The 20355-nt window shown below is 42.7% G+C and carries 14 protein-coding genes and 2 pseudogenes; 6 read left to right on the top strand and 10 right to left on the bottom strand.

Annotation, left to right across the window (positions count from 1 at the left end; genetic code table 11):
* Positions 1 to 83 precede the first annotated feature (83 nt).
* From F7734_RS24360 to F7734_RS62200, 8 genes and pseudogenes are all read right to left on the bottom strand, one after another.
* A complete protein-coding gene (locus tag F7734_RS24360) occupies positions 84 to 2636 on the bottom strand; it encodes a dynamin family protein (RefSeq protein ID WP_207714195.1) in 2553 nt (850 codons plus the stop codon).
* An 88-nt stretch (positions 2637 to 2724) separates the two neighbouring features.
* Positions 2725 to 2991 (bottom strand): hypothetical protein, encoded by a 267-nt coding sequence (locus tag F7734_RS24355; RefSeq protein ID WP_155747090.1) that lies wholly within the window; start codon positions 2989 to 2991, stop codon positions 2725 to 2727.
* Positions 2988 to 3788 carry a class I SAM-dependent methyltransferase gene (locus F7734_RS24350; RefSeq protein WP_155747088.1) on the bottom strand — a complete coding sequence of 267 codons (801 nt, stop codon included), beginning with the start codon at positions 3786 to 3788 and terminating at the stop codon, positions 2988 to 2990. The genes F7734_RS24355 and F7734_RS24350 overlap by 4 nt, the downstream gene beginning before the upstream one ends.
* Before the next feature lie 451 nt (positions 3789 to 4239).
* Positions 4240 to 4476 carry a CopG family antitoxin gene (locus F7734_RS24345; RefSeq protein ID WP_155747086.1) on the bottom strand — a complete coding sequence of 79 codons (237 nt, stop codon included), beginning with the start codon at positions 4474 to 4476 and terminating at the stop codon, positions 4240 to 4242.
* Positions 4457 to 4696 (bottom strand): annotated as a pseudogene (locus F7734_RS24340) (BrnT family toxin); the annotation flags it as partial. The gene F7734_RS24345 and the pseudogene F7734_RS24340, both read right to left, overlap by 20 nt.
* A gap of 239 nt (positions 4697 to 4935) precedes the next feature.
* Positions 4936 to 6414 carry an IS200/IS605 family accessory protein TnpB-related protein gene (locus F7734_RS24335; RefSeq protein ID WP_166482114.1) on the bottom strand — a complete coding sequence of 493 codons (1479 nt, stop codon included), beginning with the start codon at positions 6412 to 6414 and terminating at the stop codon, positions 4936 to 4938.
* A 48-nt stretch (positions 6415 to 6462) separates the two neighbouring features.
* A pseudogene (locus F7734_RS62205) lies at positions 6463 to 6786 on the bottom strand (recombinase family protein); the annotation flags it as partial.
* A gap of 18 nt (positions 6787 to 6804) precedes the next feature.
* On the bottom strand, positions 6805 to 7092 hold the full coding sequence (locus F7734_RS62200) for a MerR family DNA-binding transcriptional regulator (RefSeq protein ID WP_207714194.1): 288 nt from the start codon (positions 7090 to 7092) through the stop codon (positions 6805 to 6807).
* Between the two features lie 576 nt (positions 7093 to 7668).
* On the opposite strand from F7734_RS62200, the gene F7734_RS24325 reads away from it, so the two are divergent.
* The 4 genes from F7734_RS24325 to F7734_RS24310 all read left to right on the top strand — a co-directional run bounded on the left by F7734_RS24325 (position 7669) and on the right by F7734_RS24310 (position 10586).
* A complete protein-coding gene (locus F7734_RS24325) occupies positions 7669 to 8346 on the top strand; it encodes a hypothetical protein (RefSeq protein ID WP_155747083.1) in 678 nt (225 codons plus the stop codon).
* Positions 8347 to 8446: 100 nt separating this feature from the next.
* Positions 8447 to 9091, top strand: a complete 645-nt coding sequence (locus tag F7734_RS24320) for a filamentous hemagglutinin N-terminal domain-containing protein (RefSeq protein WP_155747081.1) — start codon at positions 8447 to 8449, stop codon at positions 9089 to 9091.
* 20 nt (positions 9092 to 9111) lie between these two features.
* A complete protein-coding gene (locus F7734_RS24315) occupies positions 9112 to 10185 on the top strand; it encodes a hypothetical protein (RefSeq protein WP_155747079.1) in 1074 nt (357 codons plus the stop codon).
* Positions 10186 to 10220: 35 nt separating this feature from the next.
* Entirely contained in the window at positions 10221 to 10586 is a 366-nt protein-coding gene (locus tag F7734_RS24310) for an S-layer family protein (protein WP_155747077.1), read from the top strand.
* A gap of 31 nt (positions 10587 to 10617) precedes the next feature.
* On the opposite strand, the gene F7734_RS24305 is transcribed toward F7734_RS24310, so the two are convergent.
* Both F7734_RS24305 and F7734_RS24300 read right to left on the bottom strand, forming a co-directional pair.
* A complete protein-coding gene (locus tag F7734_RS24305) occupies positions 10618 to 13545 on the bottom strand; it encodes a filamentous hemagglutinin N-terminal domain-containing protein (protein ID WP_155747075.1) in 2928 nt (975 codons plus the stop codon).
* Between the two features lie 536 nt (positions 13546 to 14081).
* Positions 14082 to 14942 carry a PEP-CTERM sorting domain-containing protein gene (locus F7734_RS24300; RefSeq protein WP_155747073.1) on the bottom strand — a complete coding sequence of 287 codons (861 nt, stop codon included), beginning with the start codon at positions 14940 to 14942 and terminating at the stop codon, positions 14082 to 14084.
* A gap of 483 nt (positions 14943 to 15425) precedes the next feature.
* Between F7734_RS24300 and F7734_RS24295 the strand changes: the two genes are divergently transcribed.
* Positions 15426 to 17240 (top strand): ShlB/FhaC/HecB family hemolysin secretion/activation protein, encoded by a 1815-nt coding sequence (locus tag F7734_RS24295; RefSeq protein ID WP_155747071.1) that lies wholly within the window; start codon positions 15426 to 15428, stop codon positions 17238 to 17240.
* Between the two features lie 117 nt (positions 17241 to 17357).
* Complete coding sequence (locus tag F7734_RS24290) at positions 17358 to 20054, top strand: CHAT domain-containing protein (RefSeq protein WP_155747070.1); 2697 nt, start codon at positions 17358 to 17360, stop codon at positions 20052 to 20054.
* Positions 20055 to 20355: the final 301 nt, after the last annotated feature.

Below are 20355 nucleotides of genomic sequence, written 5' to 3'. Positions count from 1 at the left end.
ACTAAGTTAATGGGCTAAAGTAGATTGCTTGCATTTACTGACATACGCCAGTATGTTTTTAACTGTTCCACTGTTGGTTCCATCTAAATTTCCTCTGGATAAGAAATTGTTGGGATTTGGGATAGAGTATCCAACCAAGGTGGAATGGAGGCTGAGGTTTGTGTTTCTGCAGAGGCGATATGTCGTAGCAGGGGTTCGTGCTTGGATTTTAAAAGTTCTTGCAGATTGTCTACAATTTCTTTTAAAGCTTTGGAGAAAGACACTTTGACTTGCTTGGTGAGTTGACTGACGTATTGTACTAAATGCAATCCCGCACTCGCAGTTATTTCATCTCGCAGTCTTAAAACTGCAACTTGGTGGTTAAATGGTCTTGGAGAAACCATGAATTTTTTATCTGGACTCCAATCAAAAATTTGACCATTTTGATGGCGCTCGTCTTTACGTGCTAGGGGGAATAAAGCATCTGCATGAACGGGAACTGCATCTCCTGCTAGCCCGCTATGTTGAATGATTAGGTTTTGCCATCTTTGAGCGGGTTCGATCGCACGCAGCAGGTTTCTGAATAAGCGAACTTGGCTTCTCCCAAATTTTTGCTCAATGGATGATTCTTTGTCTTGTAACAAAATTGGGCTGAGTTTTTCTCTTTCTTGTTGTACATCTGTGGATAGTTTGCCAAACAAGTCTGTCACGGCTTCTGTGGTGCGATCGTGAGCAAAGGCTTGCATATCTTGAATGGTTTGTACAAATGCTGGGTAGAAATCATCACTTTTTGTAGGGATTGAATCATCAACTTCATCTTCTTCAAAAAAGCTTTCACTTTCTGTCAGAACAATAGTTCCATTTTTCGTTCTGTCAAAAAGTAATGTCCACTCGCTCCATTCAAAAAAGATTTTATTTGTTAGCTCATCTTTGACAATATCGCTAACGGCTACGTGATTGCGATTAATTAAAATGGGTTGTTTGTCTAAGTCTTCTTGGAATTGTCTGTAGGTGGTGACTAAGTTTTCTATGGCTTCTCGTAAGGTGAGAAAAATGGGGCTTTCAACGACTGGTATGTAAGCGGGAATATCTTCTAATAGGTTTTTGAAGTTGTTTTGTTCTTTTCTCAAAGCCTCAGATGCTTTTTTTGTATCTTCGACAAGTTGTTTCATTCCATGTAAAGCTACGTGTTCTTTTAGTAAAGAACGCAACTTATTAATACCGCCATCTTCAGCATAATTGCTGAGTTGTTTGTGTAAGTAACTTGAAGGTGGTAGCATTTCTGCAAGCTGTCGCCATTTCTCTCGCAGTTGAAGTTCATCTGGTTTGTTTGGTTTATCCAGTTCGGATAAAAACTCTCTGGAAGAAACTTGTAGTAAAGAGGACTGTTCTGCTAGTTTGGTGAGTCCGTACAGTTGTGACAGTAAGACAATATTCTTTTTCTCAGTCGTCAAATTACCGGCGCTAGCAACGATCAGTTTGAGAATGTTAAGCTGTTCGAGGACGGTTTCTTCTGACAGGAGTGGTTCATCTAAAAGATCGTCGAGCGATCGCTCATCACTCCCACTCAGAGGAATTTGATTAAAGCGTCCCACACCAACTATAATTCGATCTCTCAGGTCTTGTCCTTTATCCCGTTCCAACATACTGCGGATTTTTGTAGCAGTGACGCCACCAGGGTATCGTCCATTGAGGAGCAGCAGAATAGTTTGTACGTCTCTCAATTCCCGCAGAGACAAAAAGGCGTCTCTGACACCGGAATCAGCCGCACCCAATCCTGGAAAGTCCAACAGAATAAATTCATTTGTCCCCTGAAGGGATGATAAATCCCAAATTTGTTTTGACACTTCAACCGTCACATCAACGCGACGGATTAGGGAAAAGCTACTTCGTAAATCTTTGGCTGATGGCTGTGCTAAAGTTTCCCAACGTTTCGGAGGTGGAGGTAATTGGTCAAAACTGAGTTCTAAAATATTCATAGGTGGCTCAGCCAACCTTAACCCTTTATGAGCGGTAGTACTATCAATCTGGTAGGTTTTTCCGCAAATATCTTCTCCAAGTACGCTATAGGTACGAGCGAAAAGCACGAGTTCTCGTAAGAGAGATCTTAATTCCAAACTTTGAATTCTCCACGCTTGCTCGCACCATCTTAAAATCCCGTGACTGTCAACCTGAGATGTGGGGTACAAACCTTTTAAAAGAGCAAGTTCTGATGCTGGTAAATTGGCAGCTTTTGACCGTTGTTCTGCTTCTTCTAGCATATAACACAGGCACTCTCTCACACCTTCGTGAGAAAGATATTCAACTGCAAACTGACTGATTTTCGTAGTTTGTAAGTCTGGTTGTTGAACGAGGTGGATTGCAGTGACATTCCCCGTTGTGGGGGTTTCACTTACGGGTAAAGCATCAGCATAACCAATGAGACTGCCCAAAAGCAATGTTTTTCCACTGCTGAATTCTCCCATAATACCGATTTTAACGGGAGAAGAAGCAAGTTCTACTACCCTCTTAGCCGATTGCTGAAGGCGCTGAATGCTCTCGTGAATGGTTGTTGGTACCCAGTTATCCCTGGGAGGTGGGTTTTGCGATACTAAATCTAAACTCTGAAGTACAGATTCCCCATATTCTTTGTATCGGCGTAATTGTTCTACTGCCATGTCGCCTTTCCTACCCATTCCTGATTAGATACAAGTGTAAATGATGAAATATAAAGTATGAAGGTTTGAGCTGATGTTTTACCCCACCCTAGCCCTCCCCTTGGAAAGGGGAGGGAACAGGAAATCTGGCTTCCCCCCTTTCTAAGGGGGGATTAAGGGGGGTAAATTCGACTTCTGTAATGTGTAGGTTGGGTTGAGGAACGAAACCCAACATTTTGTCCGCTTTGTTGGCTTTCGCTTGCGCCTCAACTGCCTCGCCATACACGAAGGAGGCTCCGCCTCCTGGTGAGGCATTCCCAGGCAGCAGCCCAGGAACGAGGTGATACAAAGTCCCTTGTCTTTTTGCTAATTTCACCTCATTTTATAAGCCCAGATTTCAAATTTAGCATCAGAAGAGAGAACCGTTTCCAGAGAACCATAATGTTCAACACAAAACTCTTCAAACTCATTTAGACTCCGGTGAAATATCTCATCTGATACTTGCCAACAAAAGCCATATGCCCGTAATTTGAAGAAATTTAATAGCTCCTCAACAGTGTTATTAACAGCCCATTGCTTTGCAATAAAATAATTTGATATATATCCTTTGCTGTTGAGATAGTTATCCACGTCTATTTCTTGGATGATTGGATTTACATATTTTGATTCTTGCTTGTCACCTTCATACTTGGACAATATTGCTCGAAAATAACCTTCAAACTCTTTCCGCTTTGGTGGAGTTATCCATTGACAGTTGAGATAAAAGCCTTCACGTTTCAGCACGCGATCGATATCATCTAAAAATGCTCTCGAATCGGAGACAGTATGAATCATGTGAACAGTTAATATAACATCAAAACTGTTGTCTGGAAAAGGTAATTGTGAGGCATCTTTCTGGAGCAATTTTAAATTGGAAGGAGTGCCATTGATTTTTTGACGGAACTGCTCCAGCATTTCTTCAGAGATATCTATTCCTGTTACTGAATAACCACGTTTGACAAGAGGAAGAACATTTAAACCTGTACCAACTCCCGGTTCTAGAAAAGATGCCTCAAGTGTTGCACAAGTCAGATCGAGAATAAAGTCTGCTACTTCTTCCGCCACTGATTCTGTTAACCAACGTGTTTGGTCGTAAATTTGTGCAATGCGATCGTAATAATTGAATTTATTCATATTAAATTACAGTTTTTGAGCGGATACAAACACTGTTCAACCATCCTTGTGTGTGCGAATACTCGTAAACCCAGTTTGCGTTAACCACTCTAAGAGAGTTTGTTGTGGCCAAACACGCCCAGGATGGTACAAATCGTAAAACGAACGCGAACCATCATCACCTAGCGTAGGGGCGCAATGCCTTGCGCCCCTACAAGTCTGAAACGACCATTATTCATAGACGCATATGATGGTCAATTTGTACAGTGCGTAAGTCCTAATAACATGCATGGATATTAAAATACATAAAATATTGATTAATACATAATAAGTACTATGGTTTGGAGGCTTTTACATTAACTTTTTTTTACTTCTTTGGTCAGATTCCCGTCTTTTTAGAAAGACGGGAATCTTGAACTTCATGACCGACTAAAACTATAAATTTTCTGCGTTCCCAACTATTTGCAATAAATTAAGAAAGGTAGTGTACACTACGCTCAAGCCGCTCTGCGAGCCACACCTTTATGATGGATTGACGAGTAACGCCGAGTCTGCTGGCTTCGCGATCCAATGCCTCGATCATCCATAGCGGAAAATCGACATTAACCCGTTTCTGCTCGTGTCCCGGACGCCTTGCTTCGGACAGATTTAGAAACTCGGTCACGTCTTCATTCCTATCGAACTTCTCATCAAATTCTTCTGCCTTCATAAATCTCCGCCTCTTCTTTTCGAGCACGCCTTACCGAAATGATTCGTATTCGTTCTTCACGGTAGGTAATCACCGCTGACCATGTCTTTTCTTCGATTATGCCTATGACCAAGAACCTTGGTTCGTCTTGCGTTCTGGCAGGAATCTCGATTCTGTTCGTATCGTTCCATAACACCTGCGCTTCAATGAAATCAATGCCGTGCTTTTCTTTGTTTGACTGACTTTTGCTATCGTGACACGGGAAATTGGGATAATTCCGAAATAACGGCTTAAATCAAAATTTCCAACTCTTTCTCTGGCTCTTTGAATCCGCTTAAACTCAGCATTTGAGAGGCTTGCTCTCAGCCCTTATAAAAGTTTCAAGTCTTTAGAACCAGATGGGTAGCGCCACTGACCCTAAGTTAAAATCAAAGCAAGGAGCCGCCGAGCAACGATGGATTTTAACCTAACCCCGCCTTTTCAGACGACCAATGGAATGGTTCCCTTATGGAATGCACCATTCACGGGGCTTTTCGTCATTATCTTTGGGTTTTTCAAGTACCTGCGTAGGAACTTTAACCCAACATTTCTGGATGCATTCAAGTCGGCATTCCCTTGATGATTGGCATTTTTAAGACATAGGTAATGCGGCGCACCATTCAAATAAATAACTTCCCCAAGATTTACTTGAAGTATGACTTGATTAAGCAGAAAGGCAGAGGAGTTAGTTAACTGCAACTGATGCCTAGAAACTTTACTCTGACAGTATGCACACTCTCTACTGGTATTTTTAGGACTAACTAAAGAGGTAAGAATTCCATACATTTGGAAAGCTTTGTATTTAGTTCTGCTAACGATTTTTGACTTGAGCCAATAAGCACGTTTTTGGTTGCTACGACGGCTATATTTTGCTTTGCTTGGTTTTAAATTTGTCAAGCATTCAAATACTATAACTGTCGCTCCATGCTTATGTGCAAACTGCACTAACCGTTTACTAATACGATGTGATTCGTAATTATCTCGATTCTTTATTTTTTTGAACCGTTGAGAACAATCACCTTCTTTAGTACTACCAAAACCTTTGTTAGTACGTGAGTAAGCTTTAGCAATACGTCCGAGTTCGCGCTTCCTACGATGTTGGATGGCGTCGTTTCCATTCACAAACAGAGTGGCTAACTCTTCAACGTTGCCCGTACCGTCGGAACTTAGAATGCTTGCTACTGCTACAGTACCATCAAGATTTAAATCAACTGAACAAATAGTGATTCCATCTGGGTTTTGTGCTTGCTCTTTAATCTTTCCTGGACTTGGTATTTGTTTGATAATGGGAAAGTGCAAGTGAAGTTTATCTTTTAAAACTAAAGTTGGTGAACCCCAATTCCAACCATTAGGTAAAGATTGTCCGCTCAAGTTAATAGGTTGCTTAATCCATGCCCACGATGTACCAGTCCATAACTTTAGAACAATGGATGTGCCATCGAAGTCTTTGTACATCCCAGAATAAAGGACAGGATGCATTTGACTATAATCTCTAGGCGGAACTGGGGGTCTATCGGTAAACTTCTTGCCTAGCGCTAGTTTCTTCTCTTTCTTAATTTCCCACTTTTTGTAATTAGAATACCAAGACTTAACAACTCCAAATGCTTTCTTTATGCAAGCCCGACGCATATCAGATGGAACATCATCAAGCATGGGAAATTGAACTTCTGCTCGATTCTTGTTTCTAATTGTTAGTCCTTCTAGAACGACATATAAGTCATCGGATCTGGTTTCGAGTAAGGAGAGATCGGCGAGCAGAATGTCTGCATAAAAATTAGTAACTTCTGCGTACTTCTTGTGAGTAGAGATAATGTAATTGGCAATATTGTCTTTGTATGACACATCATCTACTACCCATAGCTTAATTGTTTTTTGAGACTCAATATGTCCCTTTTTTCTCCGAGTTTTCTTATTTGCCATTCTCGTCATCACCTCCTTTTATTAGCAACTATCAATAGTATACCATCTCTAGTTGTCCTTTTCAGAAATATCAGCCAGCTTTACAGAATCTTCATCTTGAGTAGACTCCTTGACAGCAGTCTTACGAATGCTTTTCTCGTATTTACGGAGAAAATACAGCTTAGCACTGAATGAGTGTAGGATTGTCAAGATATCTTGGACTAATTCCTGCTGTGGAGATAATTTAGACTCATTCAGTACGGTAACTTTACAATCAAATTGAGCGCATAGCCAAACAATCAAATCAAATCCAAAACGGCTAAGTCTGTCATGATAAGCTACTACTATTTCCTTAACTTCCCCTTTGATTACTCGCTCTAGGATGGAGAGTAATTTACGTCGTTTAAAATTTCATCCTGAACCAATTTCTGAAATGACTTCGCTCTCGCCGCAATTCATTCTGAGAAAGTCAATTTGAGTCTGTAAATCAGCTTTTTGAGAATGAGTAGAGACTCTAGCATACAGGACAACTGCTCTCTCATCTTCCCCAATCATTTTCTTGAGAGTAGTTAGATCGTAACGTCTATGTCCAGATGCAGATTTAATATAAGTTATCTTACCTTCTTCTGCCCAATTAGCTAAAGTTTTTGTATGAAACCCAGTAATTCTTGATGCCTCTTGAGGTGTAATATATGGCATAATTTCCGAATAATCGTTCTTTATCTATTATATAGCGATTATTCCGATTTATTCCAATATTCACCTATTAGCTAAAATGTCAAACTCGAAGTAGATTGACATTATATAGATAATATACTAAATTTATACTTTCTGTATAATATAGCAGAATGTTATGAGTCTCGTGAAAATACTGCTCGGATAACATTTTTCCACCCAAGTCTTGCAATGCTCCCGCCTGCGGCGATCCCCTACTACCAGAACTAGTTATTGAGGGAAATACGGTTTATTAGGCTCTAGCAAACGTTCGAGATGCTTTAGCTGCTGCAATCAAAGCTTTTACTGACTGGATGAAATGGGGTTATCAGCAGCGTCAGACGCAGGAAATGCCCGATTCTGTAATTCTCCAAGGTGGGAATGTATAAGGAAATATGAACGCAATCTAAAAGTACACAAAGTGCTTCGCCGCCAAGGAGAAGTCAGTATACTTAGGTAGTATAGTTAAACAATTTTTCCATCAAAATTATTACTTTTATTTATGTTACCAATAATTTACCATAAGAAAAATCTGTGCATTGGAGTGGAGTCAACCAAATCATGAAGAAAACAATCCTTGCTACAGGACTAGTGCTGAATGTACCAGGGCTAGCAGCTACAAGTGCTCTCCAGTCTGCACAATCCACTCAAGTTGTAGAAAATTCTCTCGGTAAAGGTGCAAATTACTTTTACCACTCTGATAAAAGTATCGGGTACGATCTCGCGGGAATACTTGTTGCCGCTGGAGTTATCTTCGCCCTTAGCTCAACTGTTTGTGTAGTGTGTAAAGCTCTCAACTCAGGCAAACCTTCTTCAAGCACTACAGGTTCTCAGTATAGAAAAGAAGATTTGCCCAAGGCTAGGGAAGACTCCACCATATCGGGTAATGCACAGATTGGTTCTGCTACATACCTTGAAATTAAACAAAAAGATGACCAAACGCTGGCTCAATTGAATAATGCTATTCGCATTCATCCCCAAGATGCTTACCTTTACACTAAACGGGCTAACTTTCGTCGCAGCCATTTAGGAGATAAATATGGAGCGCTTGAGGATTATACCCAAGCGATTAATCTCCTTCCTGACAACGCCCTTTTCTACCTTTGGCGCAGTCAACTTTACTACGAAGTCGGGGAGAGATTAAAAGCAATGGCAGATTATAACACAGCTATTCGTCTTGCTCCAGAAGATACTATGTATCACTCTTTTCAATCGCAGGCAACATCGGGAAGACGCTGAGTGTCAACCAAAACTAAGAAACACATAGGACATAAGCAACCGCCGTCAGTTATGGTTTACTGAATAGTGGCTGTACTGCGAGCAGGCGTTGGGGGTTGCTATGGCGAGCGTGCGTTTTGGTTGTGTATTGAGGATGGTGGTAAGCGGTGCTTTATGGGCAACGAGCGCTGTTGCTCAAATCACTCCTGATAGTACTTTGCCTAATAATTCTATCGTCACACCAGATGGGAGCACTATCAATATTACAGGCGGAACACAAGCAGGCAATAATCTCTTCCACAGTTTCCAAGAGTTTTCCGTTCCTATTGGTAACGAAGCAAGATTTAATAATACTGTTGACATTCAAAACATTATTAGCAGGGTCACAGGTGGATCGCTCTCTAATATAGATGGATTGATTCGAGCCAACGGCACAGCGAACTTATTTTTAATCAATCCCAATGGAATTGTTTTTGGTAATAATGCCCGATTAAATATAGGTGGTTCGGTTATTGCAAGCACTGCTAACAGTCTCAGATTTGAAGATGGCACGGTATTTAGTGCAACGTCTTCTGTTGCAACTCCCCTGTTAACAGTCAGCGTTCCAACCGGGTTGCAATTTGGTTCCAATCCAGGAACCATTACACTCAAGGGAGTGGGACATGATATTGAAGAGATTACTAAGCTACCCCGTGGCAGAGTTGACACCCTCAGAGAGGGATTGTTTGTCAAATCCGGGCAAAGTTTAGCAGCGATCGGTCTGTAAACTTTCAACAACCTTGGAAGTTGAGTGATGAAAATATCACTAGTTTTGGCGACATTCAGGTTTCAGGAAAATCGTTTGTAAGTACGACAGGAGATGGTGGTGGGGAGATTGCGATCGCAGGTAGGAACATCAGTCTGGCTGAGCGATCGCTTGTGCTAGCTGATAACCAGGGCAACAGAGATGGGGGAGGAATCAGTATAAAAGGCGACTCTTTAGTTATCAATCAATCTAATATCAGCTCTAATACCTATGGTGCAGGGAATGGCGGAATCATTAGACTAAACGCCAAAAATATGACGGTTGAGAATAACAGTGGGGTAAGCACTGCAAACGAACAGAGCACGGGGAATGCAGGAGTTATCCAAATTAATGCAGACTCTTTGACATTCAGAGCGGGTCTGAATACGAATACTTATAGTCAAGGGAACGCAGGTAGAATCAACATAGTAGCAAATTCTTTGCAGTTAGAAAATGGAGGGATGGGTAGTCAAGCAGACTTTGGAAGCACAGGAGATGCTGGAGAGATCGATATTAACGTTGCAGGCCCAATGATAATGAAGTCTTTTGGTATACAAACTGACGCAAAGAGTGAAAAAGGGAAGGCCGGGACAATAGACATTCGTGCAAATTCTCTAAGGATGGAAAGCAAAGGTGGTATACTGAGTCGTATTTTTAACGACAATTCACCAGGGGAAATCAAAATTAACGTTGAAGGTTCTTTGGAACTTTTAAATGAATCAGGTATAAACACTAATACATTTGGAGCCAGCAATGGTGGAAACATCAGCATTCGTGCAAACTCTTTGCTGATTGATAGTTCTCAAGTCAATAGCTTCACGACTAATACAGGGAATGCTGGCACAATTAATATCAATGTTTCAGACTCTTTTAAATTCCAAAATGGAGCTTTGCTAAATTTTCAAACATTTGGCATGGGGAACGCTGGCACAATCAATATTTCCGCAAATTCTTTTCAGATTGAAGGCGCGGGCATAATTAGTGGTACAAGTAATACAGGGAATGCTGGAGAAATCAATATCAATATATCAGTGAAATCAATGCCAGTTCAGAATTTGGCTTCCCTGGTACAGTAATTATCAACAGACCAGAGGTTGAACCAGCCCAAGGCTTGCTGGAACTGCCTACAGCTGTAGTTGATGTCTCAGGGCTAGTAGACACTGGCTGTGCTGCCTTTGCTAATGAAAACGTGAGTGAGTTTACTATTACCGGACGCGGTGGTTTACCAATGAGTCCTGACGAACCCCTCAGTACTGATGTTGTCTGGTCTGATACTCGCTTAGCTGCCGTGACATCACAACAGCAGAGTCTGAAAAAACCAGTGACTCAACTACAGCCTCAATCAGATGTTATCAAAATCAATCCCGCGACGGGTTGGGTATTTGATAATCAAGGAAATGTCACTCTCATTTCTGATGCATCTAATAGTGTAGGAATGGCTTCTGTTAGTTGCGCGAAACAACGATCGCTCGAATGATTTGCATAAACACTGTCCGTAAGCTTGTTTTTTACTGTTGATAACAGGTAGCAGAAGTAGACGCCGAACTAGTGGTACCTGAGGCATGGGAAATGAGAGTAACTTCTCCTTTACCGTTAAATACCCAACCAGTCGCAGGTACGATCGCACGTGTATTAGTCTTAGCAGCAGGCGCAGTGGTGACAGTTTGCGATCGCTGTGCTGTAGTCTTGTCCATGCGAGTATCTGACCACAGAACATCAGTACTTAGGGGTTCGTCAGGGCTGGGTGGCAATCCACCGCGTCCGGTGACGAAAAAGGTACTACCCTCTGCACCAGCCAAGGCAGCACAGCCAGTGTCTACTAGCCCGGAGGCATCTACTACGGTTGTGGGCAGTTCCAGCAACCCTTCGTTTGGTTCCACCTCCGGTCTGTTGATAATCACTGTACCTGGTAAGCCAAAATCTGAGCTAGCATTAATGTCATTGGTACGGGGTGATGTTGGCTCTCGCTCCTCAATGCCGAAGATACCAGAGGCGGTGATGTTAATTTCGCCACCCCGACCTTGAGAGGCACGAGCAATGATATCATTGTTTTCCCCAGGAACGGCAACAACAACACCGTTGGCAGCATTAATATTGATGTTCCCCCCGTTGGCATCATCAGAAGCTGTAGCAGAAATCAGACTTCCATTTTGCAACAACAATAGATCTACGTTTTGTAGCCTGATATTTGCCGCCTCTTCTCCGGTGTTGGTTGTCGCACTGAGTCTTCCTCCGTTAAGGCGAATGTCGTTAGCCGTAATAGTCAAGTTGCCAGCCGACGATCCCGTTCCTGTGCCGCTCACACTCACTTCTGCTCTATTTTGGACATTCAATCTTCTGGTTGTAATATTTAAGTTGCCAGCTTTTCCAGAAGCTGTAGCTGCGGCAGACAAGGTACTAGGAACTTGTGTGGAATCAATGGTTGTTGTACCGATAACAGAAACAGACTCGGTAGCGTTTACACTTAACGTTCCGCCTGCACCAGAAGCAAATGAGCCTGACCTGATCTGCCCTCCGTCGCGAATAAATAACTGCCTAACATTTATAGCGGACTGGGTAGTTTCTTGACTTGAACCTATATTATCCGCTGATATTTTGGCTCCATTTTCAACAGTCAACTGTCCAGTGTTTATAGTCAATTTTCCCACATTACCCGTAGCGCCTTCTTCAGCAGAAACAAAAATGCCACTGCGATTAGTATCCAAAGGGGAGGCTGTAGCACGTTCTGAAGCGCCGCTTAATATAATCGAAGCTGTGGCGTTTATGGTCAATTCCCCGCCATTTCCCCTTGAAAAGGTAGCCGTGGATATCTTTGCTCCGCCCTCGACAGTTAGCCGTTGGGTTTCAATGGTTAGATTTCCTGTGCCTGCATTGCCTGTGGCTTGCGGTTCGACTTGAGTATAAATGCCACTACTAGAAAATCGTCCGTTAGAAGGTGTTGTCCCCACCTCCTGTAGTTCTATATCACTTGCTTTCACTAGTACATCCCCGGCTCGACCCGCCCCAAAAGTTGAAGCATTTATATTTGCTCCATCTCGGATTGTTAGTCGTCCAGTTTCAACCGTTAGGTTTCCACCATTGCCTGTTGCTTGTGGTCTGACCTGAGCAAACAAGCCGCTGGGTCTACCATCGGTTGTTGTTCCTGACAGTTCTACAGCATCGGTTGCTGTTACCAGCAAATCTCCTGCTTGACCCAAACCCTGAGTAAAAGTTTGTATAGATGCACCATCTTTAACTGTTAGCGTCCGAGTTTTGATTGTCAAGTCGCCAGCAGACCCAGTACCTTCAGTGTAAGTAGTTAATAGAGTGCCGTCTCCACTCAAGTTGACAGACTCAGCAGCCGCGTTTACTGTCAGAGTTCCTCCTGTGCCTGCACCTAAGGTGGCAGAAGCAATTCTAGCACCACTTTCAACTGTTAGCTTCTCAGTTGTGAGTGTTAAGTTGCCAGCAGACCCAGTACCTTCAGTGTAAGTAGATAATTCAGTGCCATCTCTCAAGTTGACAAACTCAGCCGCGTTTACTGTCAGAGTTCCTCCTGTGCCTGCACCTAAGGTGCCAGAAAAAATTGCGGAACCTCCCGTAAGATTAATGTTCCTACCCCGTACTTGAATACTGCCGCCGCTCGCACCGTTAGCATTAACCTGTGCGCCACCAGAGAGATCGATATCCAGAAAGTTCTGCTCGCCCGAATATCCCAAATCGTAACCTTGTGGAACCTCAGTCAGATTAACCAAACCCGTCCCAACGCTACCTAACTCAATTCTTCCACTTGCTGTTAAATTGCCGCCCTGTAAAGACACATTACCACCTACCAGCGCCAAGGTTTTTCCGCTAGCAACTTCCAGACCAGGAGGAGTTGATCGATTAACAATCTCTCCACTATTTGAACCAAATTGCAGCCCTAGAGGAACACTGACTGTTAACACCGGGGTAGCTTGAGGATTGGTCGCGCTAAATTCCGTGCCATCAGCAAACCTCAGACTATCGGCTGTACTAGCTACAAACGAACCCCTAATATCTAAACGGGCATTTGGTCCAAAAATGATGCCATTGGGGTTGATAAAAAACAAATTGGTAGTGCTGCCGTTAGCTCGGATAATGCCATCTATGTTAGAAGTTGACTCACCTGTTACCCGCGTAATGATATTTGTCACTGCCGAGTCATTATTGAAAAAGGCAGTGTCTCCAGTAGTACCACTAGTTTGAACGGAAAACGAAAACTCCCGAAAACTATGGAACAAATTGCCACCCCGTTGAGTACCTCCCTCAATGACTCTAATGTTCCCCTCAGGTGTAACGGTGGAATTGACAGGAAGCGTTGTATCTGGGGTAATTTGTGCTGTTACGGGGTATGAGGCTAACAGCCAAAACAAGACATTTCCACTAAACGTCCAGAACCGGGATGGGCAGATTCTCATAAGTTGGATTTTCACCATTCTCAAAACCTAATATTGTTCAGTTACTTGAACAAATTCCTCATCTAAAATCTCCTGGGAGTGTTTCCTCCACCAAATCCTATTTGGTGGAGGAAACACGACTCAACTTGTTTTAACAAGAGTCACTCTCCTTTGAATTGTAAGCGCAAAACTTGCAATCTTTGGGCAGAGCATTTTGAGTCAGTCGCTTGCCATTTTCTATCTCGCGCAAAGACTCAAAGGCGCGAAGAATTTCTTGGTGTTCTTGCGTAATTTTTTATACCTGCCATCACCAACGGCAAGATAAAATAATCATTTTTGGGTGGGCGCTTTAGACGTTATCTCTTTAACAACTTTGGGAAACCAATGTACGATGAGTAATTAAAATTTAATATTTGAAACATATCCCAAAATTTATCAGGTTTTGAAATCATTTTTTATTGAGTTTTATTAATATTAATTCTTTTGCAAAACCTCATCCTCTAGCTAGAAGCTGGGGGATGAGGTTTGGGTAAAGCTTTTCAGGTTTCCCGCTTTTGCTATCAACTCATACCTAGTTAAAGAGGCTTCTGCAAACGCTTATTGCGCTTCAGCAGTGTTACTGCACCCAAAGCTCCTACGCCAAGCAGACTAGCTGTAGCAGTAGGTTCGGGGACAGTGGCAAAGGTTAAGCTTTGTCTCTCAAGGTCAGGGTTGCTTTCCACAATTTTTGCTGTTCTACTTTGTACTCTACCAACATCGGGACGACTTACCACTGCTTGTATTGGATTTGAGCTTGAAAAATTATTGAAACCGGATAGCGAATCAATCAGATTAGTATCATCAGGATCATTGGATGGAAGGAACAAAGTTAATGTTGCAGGGCTGTCGGGAAATGTAACATCGTACCTCAACCACTCATTAGAAGTACCATCTCGGGAGAGGTCGAAAAGCGTAATGTTGTCAATGTTGTCCGGGTTCGAGTAGTCTACTATTATGGGATCTACTTCATTATTAGCATTAAACGTCAATCTAAATGTCCTCAAAGTTCCAGACGGAATAAACAGGTCGGGAACGTCGTCCACTTCACTATCAACTCTAAAGTTTTGAATAGCTCCAGGGAACTCTCCTAAGTCTGGAGCTAAGTTGATATCCTCGACAGACGTATCCAAAGAAAACTGAATAAGACGAACATTTGCCTCTTCATTCGGATTCGCAGAAACTGGGGTTGGCGGTGTTTGGGGGAGCCGCGATCCTAGTTGAGCTTGAGCGATCGCAGGAAATAGACAAGTTGCAATCCCGATAACTGCAGCAACGGCTGTAGTCTTTGTGAGGTTGTTTCTCAATTTATTTAAACTCATTGAAGTTTTCCTTACATTGCATTCTTGAGCGACAGCTTGGTACAAGCCTGTTGCTGTAACAATTTTTGCGGTAGACATTTTGCTTATGTGAGGTTAATACCTACACACTTACTTCTCCGAAAAATACTACGTGGTTTACTACGGAGATTCCAACAACGAGCTGATTCACTTCATGAAAAAATTATATTTTTTTGTATGTTTTTTACATACTTAACTATATTTCTGCACAACAAGTAATAAATTATACTGTATTGTTTACAATAAAAACTCATAAAATGCAATAATGATTATAATTTTTTAAGATTTATTGAAAGAGTGATAAGGTTTATATATGAAAAATGACCTTGAGAATACAGACTTTGTAGAAAGACGAAAATTCGCTTCTGTATAAAAAAGAACATTTGTAAGGGCGATCGCGTCTCTACACAGAGAAAAATCCTTACATAAGGTTTTTTCAATTTCTACAAATAAAGTTCATAGTATACTCTAAGTGTTATTATTCTCGGTTCCCAGAGAGATTGGTTAGGCATCCTTATCCCAACTCTGCTGCATCTACTGATTATGCTGTATAAAAGGTTTTTGAGTTTCTATTACCAAAGAGGTTTACCCAGCTTACTCACACCCACCCTCCTGCTATTCAGTAGCTTGCACCAAAAGCCGTTGTTTGCACAGACACCTCAACTCCTCCAGCCAGAGAACAGAATTACCCAAACCCAACCTCCTGCAGATATATTCCGCCGTCCTGAAGAAGAAAATCCTCCCATCGCACCGGAAACACCCCCTGTCATCCCACCCCCAGAAAAGTTATTTCCAACTCCCAGCCCAACACCAGACACTCCTGAAACAGTTCCCAACGTCTTTCCCGAAACCATCATAGTAGAACGCTTTGAGGTGATTGGCAGTACTGTATTCAGTAGCGATCGCTTAGCTGCTACAGTTAAAGAATTTACTAATAGACCGATTACCTCCGTTGCTGAACTACAACTAGCTGCTGAAGCAATTAGCCAACTCTACCGCGATGAAGGTTACATTACTTCCGGAGCTGTCATCCCAGCCAATCAAACTTTCAAAAAGAAAGGAGGTGTTGTCACAATTCAGGTTTTGGAAGGTCAGTTAGAAAATATACAAGTGCGAGGTTTGAGGCGGTTAAACCCCAACTATATCCGCAGTCGGATACAAATCGCCACTGACAAACCCCTCAACGTCAATCGATTGCTCAGAGCACTGCAACTGCTCCAACTGAATCCGCTCATTAGAAATATTTCTGCGGAACTTGCAGCGGGGTCAACCTCTGGTACTAACGTCCTAGATGTCAGGGTGACAGAAGCAAAGACACTCTCAGCCCAAATTTCCTTAGACAACAATCGTTCCCCTAGTGTTGGTAGCTTTCAAAGGCGAATCCAACTCAACCAAGCTAACTTACTGGGATTGGGAGATGGTTTAAGTGTCTCCTACACCAACACCGAAGGTAGTAACGATGTCGATGCTCGCTATACCTTACCCATCAATCCCTATAATGGGACGCTGGAATTTGGCTATAGTTACACAAATAGTAATGTTATTGAAGACCCTTTTGACAGATTTGATATTGAGGGAACCTCACAAGACTTTTCTTTGACACTCCGTCAACCAATCGTGCAAACCCCCAACGAAGAATTTGCTCTGGGACTCACAGCATCACGTCGGGAAAGTGAAGTTGACTTTTTGGGTCCCCCTTTGACTGCGAGACGGGTGGGATTTCCCGTACCAGGGTCTGATGACGGAAATACTCGCCTATCCATACTGCGGTTTTTTCAAGATTGGACCAAGCGTAGTAGCCGACAAGTATTTGCCGTGCGATCGCAGTTTAGTTTTGGTTTAGATGTGTTCAATGCTACCACTAACGAGGATGCACCGGATGCTCGCTTTTTTTCCTGGCGAGGACAGGCGCAGTGGGTGCGGCGTCTCGCTCCAGATACCCTACTGTTAATCAGTGCAGATGCTCAATTAGCTGACAGGGCGTTGGTACCATTAGAGCAGTTTGGTTTAGGGGGACAACGTACAGTACGGGGTTACCGCCAAGACTTACTGTTAACTGATAATGCCTTTTCGGCTTCTGCTGAGTTGAGGTATCCAATTTTGCGCGTACCTCAGGTAGGAGGTGTGTTACAAATAACTCCGTTTGTTGACTATGGGACTGTTTGGAATAGCTCTGGTAATGCCGATCCCGATCCTAGCAATCTTGCCTCTATAGGATTGGGGTTGCTGTGGCAAAGCAATAGGTTAAGTGCCAGGTTTGACTATGGTATTCCTTTAGTTTCTGTGGATTCACTTGATGAAGACAGTTTACAAGAAAAGGGTCTGTATTTTTCTATCGTTTATACCCAACCGTTTTAAGTATTTTTAATTAAAAAACCGCAGAGGCGCAGAGGACGCAGAGTAGAGAAACGCAGAGAATATAGGTAATCTGACAGCGCGAAGGGAGTAGTCGTTAGTTAATTAGTAGATTATAATATGTTAAAATTCTATCTTCTAGGTGTAGCCGTTGCCACCGTCACAAGCTCATTTGCTGTCGTAGCTGATGCAGCAAATTATCCAAAAACCGAACAAAGTCAGCGGACTCAGGTTGTGCAGGGGAATACGGGACAATTGCAGCAAGGTTTGCAACTCTACCAACAAGAACAGTTCTCTCAAGCTGTGCAGGTTTTAGAACAAGCTGCTCTTCAATTTCAATCTCAAGGTGATATTCTGAATCAAGCTTTAGCATTAAATTATGTCGCATTGGCATATCAAAAGCTCGGACAGTTACCCCAAGCAAGCACAACCATCACAAATAGTTTAAATCTACTACTAAAAAATGGTATAAATTCCAAAGAATACATATCAGTTCGCGCCCAGGCTCTTAACACTCAAGGTCAAATACAAATAGCCCAAGGAAAACCTGAAGGAGCTCTTGCGAGTTGGGAAGAGGCGACAGCCCTCTACGTAAAAAACCGGGACTCGGAGGGCGAGATTGGTAGTCAGCTTAACCAAGCTCAAGCACTACAAGTATTGGGGCTTTACCGTCGCGCTCTTATAACCTTAAAAGACGTAAATCAACTGCTGCAACAGCAACCTAACTCTCTGCTGAAGGCGAATGGATTGTTAAGCTTGGGTAATGCTCTACGAGTCGTGGGAGTTTTAGACCAAAAAAACTCACAAGCCAATTCCATAGAAAACCTTGGTTCCCTGCAGGCACTACAGCAAAGTTTGGCAGTGGCTTCTCAACTCAATTCTCCGGAACTGGTTGCTGAAATCTACCTGAGTTTGGGAAACACGGCTCAAGCATTGCAAAAAACGGATGAAGCAATGCAGTATTACCAACAAGCTGCTGCATCTTCTGTCTCGCCCATGACTCGGCTGAGCGCGCAAATGAATCAACTACGTCTGTCTGTACAAGAAGCTCAGTATACTAAAATAGCACAAATATTACCTGAAATTCAATCTCAGCTTGACACATTACCGCCCAGTCGGAAGACGGTTTATGCTAAAATTCATCTTGCCCAAAGTTTGGCTTGTCTCAAACAAGGAACTGAGGCTAGAGGAACGGCAGTCAATTTGTTTTGCCCCCAGCAACAAACAAAGGTACAAGCTACAACAACTAACGGAACTCCGGAATGGGCTGCGATCGCTCAGATATTGGTAACGGCTGTTGAGCAAGCCAGGAGTTTGAAAGATACTCGTGCCGAAGCTTATGCTTTAGGTACTCTAGGAGGGTTATACGAGCAAACTCAGCAGTGGAGCAACGCACAAACTCTGACTCAGCAAGCTGTGGTGCTAGCTGAAGGTATTTCAGCACAGGATATTGGTTATCGTTGGCAATGGCAGTTGGGTCGTATACTGAAAGCTAGAAAAAATGAGAAAGGTGCGATCGCAGCATATACCAAAGCTGTTGCTAACCTCAAGTCTTTACGCAGCGATTTAGCTGCCATGAATCGCGATGTGCAATTTTCATTTCAAGAGCAAGTCGAGCCAGTCTTTCGCGAACTCGTCAGTTTGCTATTGCAGTCACAAGACAATAACCCCAGTCAAGACGCTCTCGCCACGGCTAGAAATGTGCTAGAGTCATTACAACTTGCAGAATTGGACAACTTCTTCCGCAGGGCCTGTATAGATGCAAAACCCGTTCAAATTGACGAAGTAGATCGGACAGCGGCAGTAATTTATCCAGTCATTTTGAGCGATCGCTTAGAAGTTATCCTTTCCCTTCCTTCCTCCTCAACCAACCAGAAATCGCAGCAAATTCTACGCCGTTACACAGTTCCTCTACGCCAAGCGCAAATTGAAGACACTATCGATCAATTGCGGCAAACATTAGAAATCCGTACAACTGAAGAGTTTAAGCCTCTATCTCAACAAGTGTATGAATGGATAATTCAACCGCTCGCGCCTGAATTGGAAAAACGCCAAGTCAAAAACTTAGTCTTTGTTTTAGATGGTGTACTGCGAAGTATCCCAATGGCGGCTCTGCACGACAAACAGAAGTATCTTATTGAGAAATATAACGTTGCTACTACACCGGGTTTACAATTATTGAACCCTCAACCTTTAGCACGCACCCAACTACGAACTATTGCTGGTGGACTTTCTGAAGGTAGTGGAGACTTTCCGCCATTACCTGCTGTCAAAGACGAACTGGATGAAATCAAGTCAACAGTTCGCCAAAGTCAAGTCCTGCTGAATGAGGAATTTACTAGAAATGCTATTGAAAACGCTGTTAAGTCCTTGGATGCACCTGTGGTTCACCTAGCAACTCACGGTCAGTTTAGTTCTAGGGCAGAAGATACCTTCTTTTTAACTTATGATGGTAAAGTCAATATCAACGAGCTGAGTAACTTACTCAAAACCAGAGAAACCAACCAACAGGGTGCGATCGAGCTACTTGTCCTTAGTGCTTGCTCAACAGCGGCAGGAGACAAACGAGCAGCATTAGGAATTGCTGGAGTCGCTGTCCAAGCTGGAGCACGCAGTACATTAGCATCGCTTTGGGTTGTAGAAGATGAGGCGACTGCTCTCATTATGGGTGAGTTTTACCAGCAGTTAAACCAACCGAATATTTCTAAAGCAGAAGCCTTTAAGAATGCTCAATTGAAGTTGTTAAAGAATCGGGATCGTTTCTACGAGCATCCGTACTACTGGGCACCTTTTATTCTAGTAGGTAACTGGCTCTAACCGCTTCTGGGACAACAACGATAAGTTGGCAAAATTGTCAACTTATCGTTGTCAGTGCTGATTCAATACTTGTCGGTTAAGCCTAAAAAGTACGAAAACACGTAGGTTGGGTTGAGGAACGAAACCCAACATCTAGAAGCATTTGTTGGGTAACGCTCGTGCTCAACCCAACAAAGCTGAAATTCTCAGCCCTTGCAGTATTGAGTGCTGATTGTCAACATATGATTGTCATGTATCTGTTATGTACCACAGTAATTTTTAGCTGGTGAATGTGAACAACTTATGGTTGTCATTGGTACTT

Source organism: Scytonema sp. UIC 10036 (assembly GCF_009725235.1).
Note: the sequence above shows the minus strand (reverse complement) of the source record. Positions and strands in the feature narration are given on the sequence as shown.

Bases quoted from the DNA above. Each gene is read 5' to 3' on its own strand.
- F7734_RS24360 (WP_207714195.1), bottom strand. From the start codon at position 2,636: ATGGCAGTAGAACAATTACGCCGATACAAAGAATATGGGGAATCTGTA.
- F7734_RS24350 (WP_155747088.1), bottom strand. From the start codon at position 3,788: ATGAATAAATTCAATTATTACGATCGCATTGCACAAATTTACGACCAA.
- F7734_RS24345 (WP_155747086.1), bottom strand. From the start codon at position 4,476: ATGAAGGCAGAAGAATTTGATGAGAAGTTCGATAGGAATGAAGACGTG.
- F7734_RS24335 (WP_166482114.1), bottom strand. From the start codon at position 6,414: ATGGCAAATAAGAAAACTCGGAGAAAAAAGGGACATATTGAGTCTCAA.
- F7734_RS62200 (WP_207714194.1), bottom strand. From the start codon at position 7,092: ATGCCATATATTACACCTCAAGAGGCATCAAGAATTACTGGGTTTCAT.
- F7734_RS24325 (WP_155747083.1), top strand. From the start codon at position 7,669: ATGAAGAAAACAATCCTTGCTACAGGACTAGTGCTGAATGTACCAGGG.
- F7734_RS24320 (WP_155747081.1), top strand. From the start codon at position 8,447: ATGGCGAGCGTGCGTTTTGGTTGTGTATTGAGGATGGTGGTAAGCGGT.
- F7734_RS24305 (WP_155747075.1), bottom strand. From the start codon at position 13,545: ATGGTGAAAATCCAACTTATGAGAATCTGCCCATCCCGGTTCTGGACG.
- F7734_RS24300 (WP_155747073.1), bottom strand. From the start codon at position 14,942: ATGTCTACCGCAAAAATTGTTACAGCAACAGGCTTGTACCAAGCTGTC.
- F7734_RS24295 (WP_155747071.1), top strand. From the start codon at position 15,426: ATGCTGTATAAAAGGTTTTTGAGTTTCTATTACCAAAGAGGTTTACCC.
- F7734_RS24290 (WP_155747070.1), top strand. From the start codon at position 17,358: ATGTTAAAATTCTATCTTCTAGGTGTAGCCGTTGCCACCGTCACAAGC.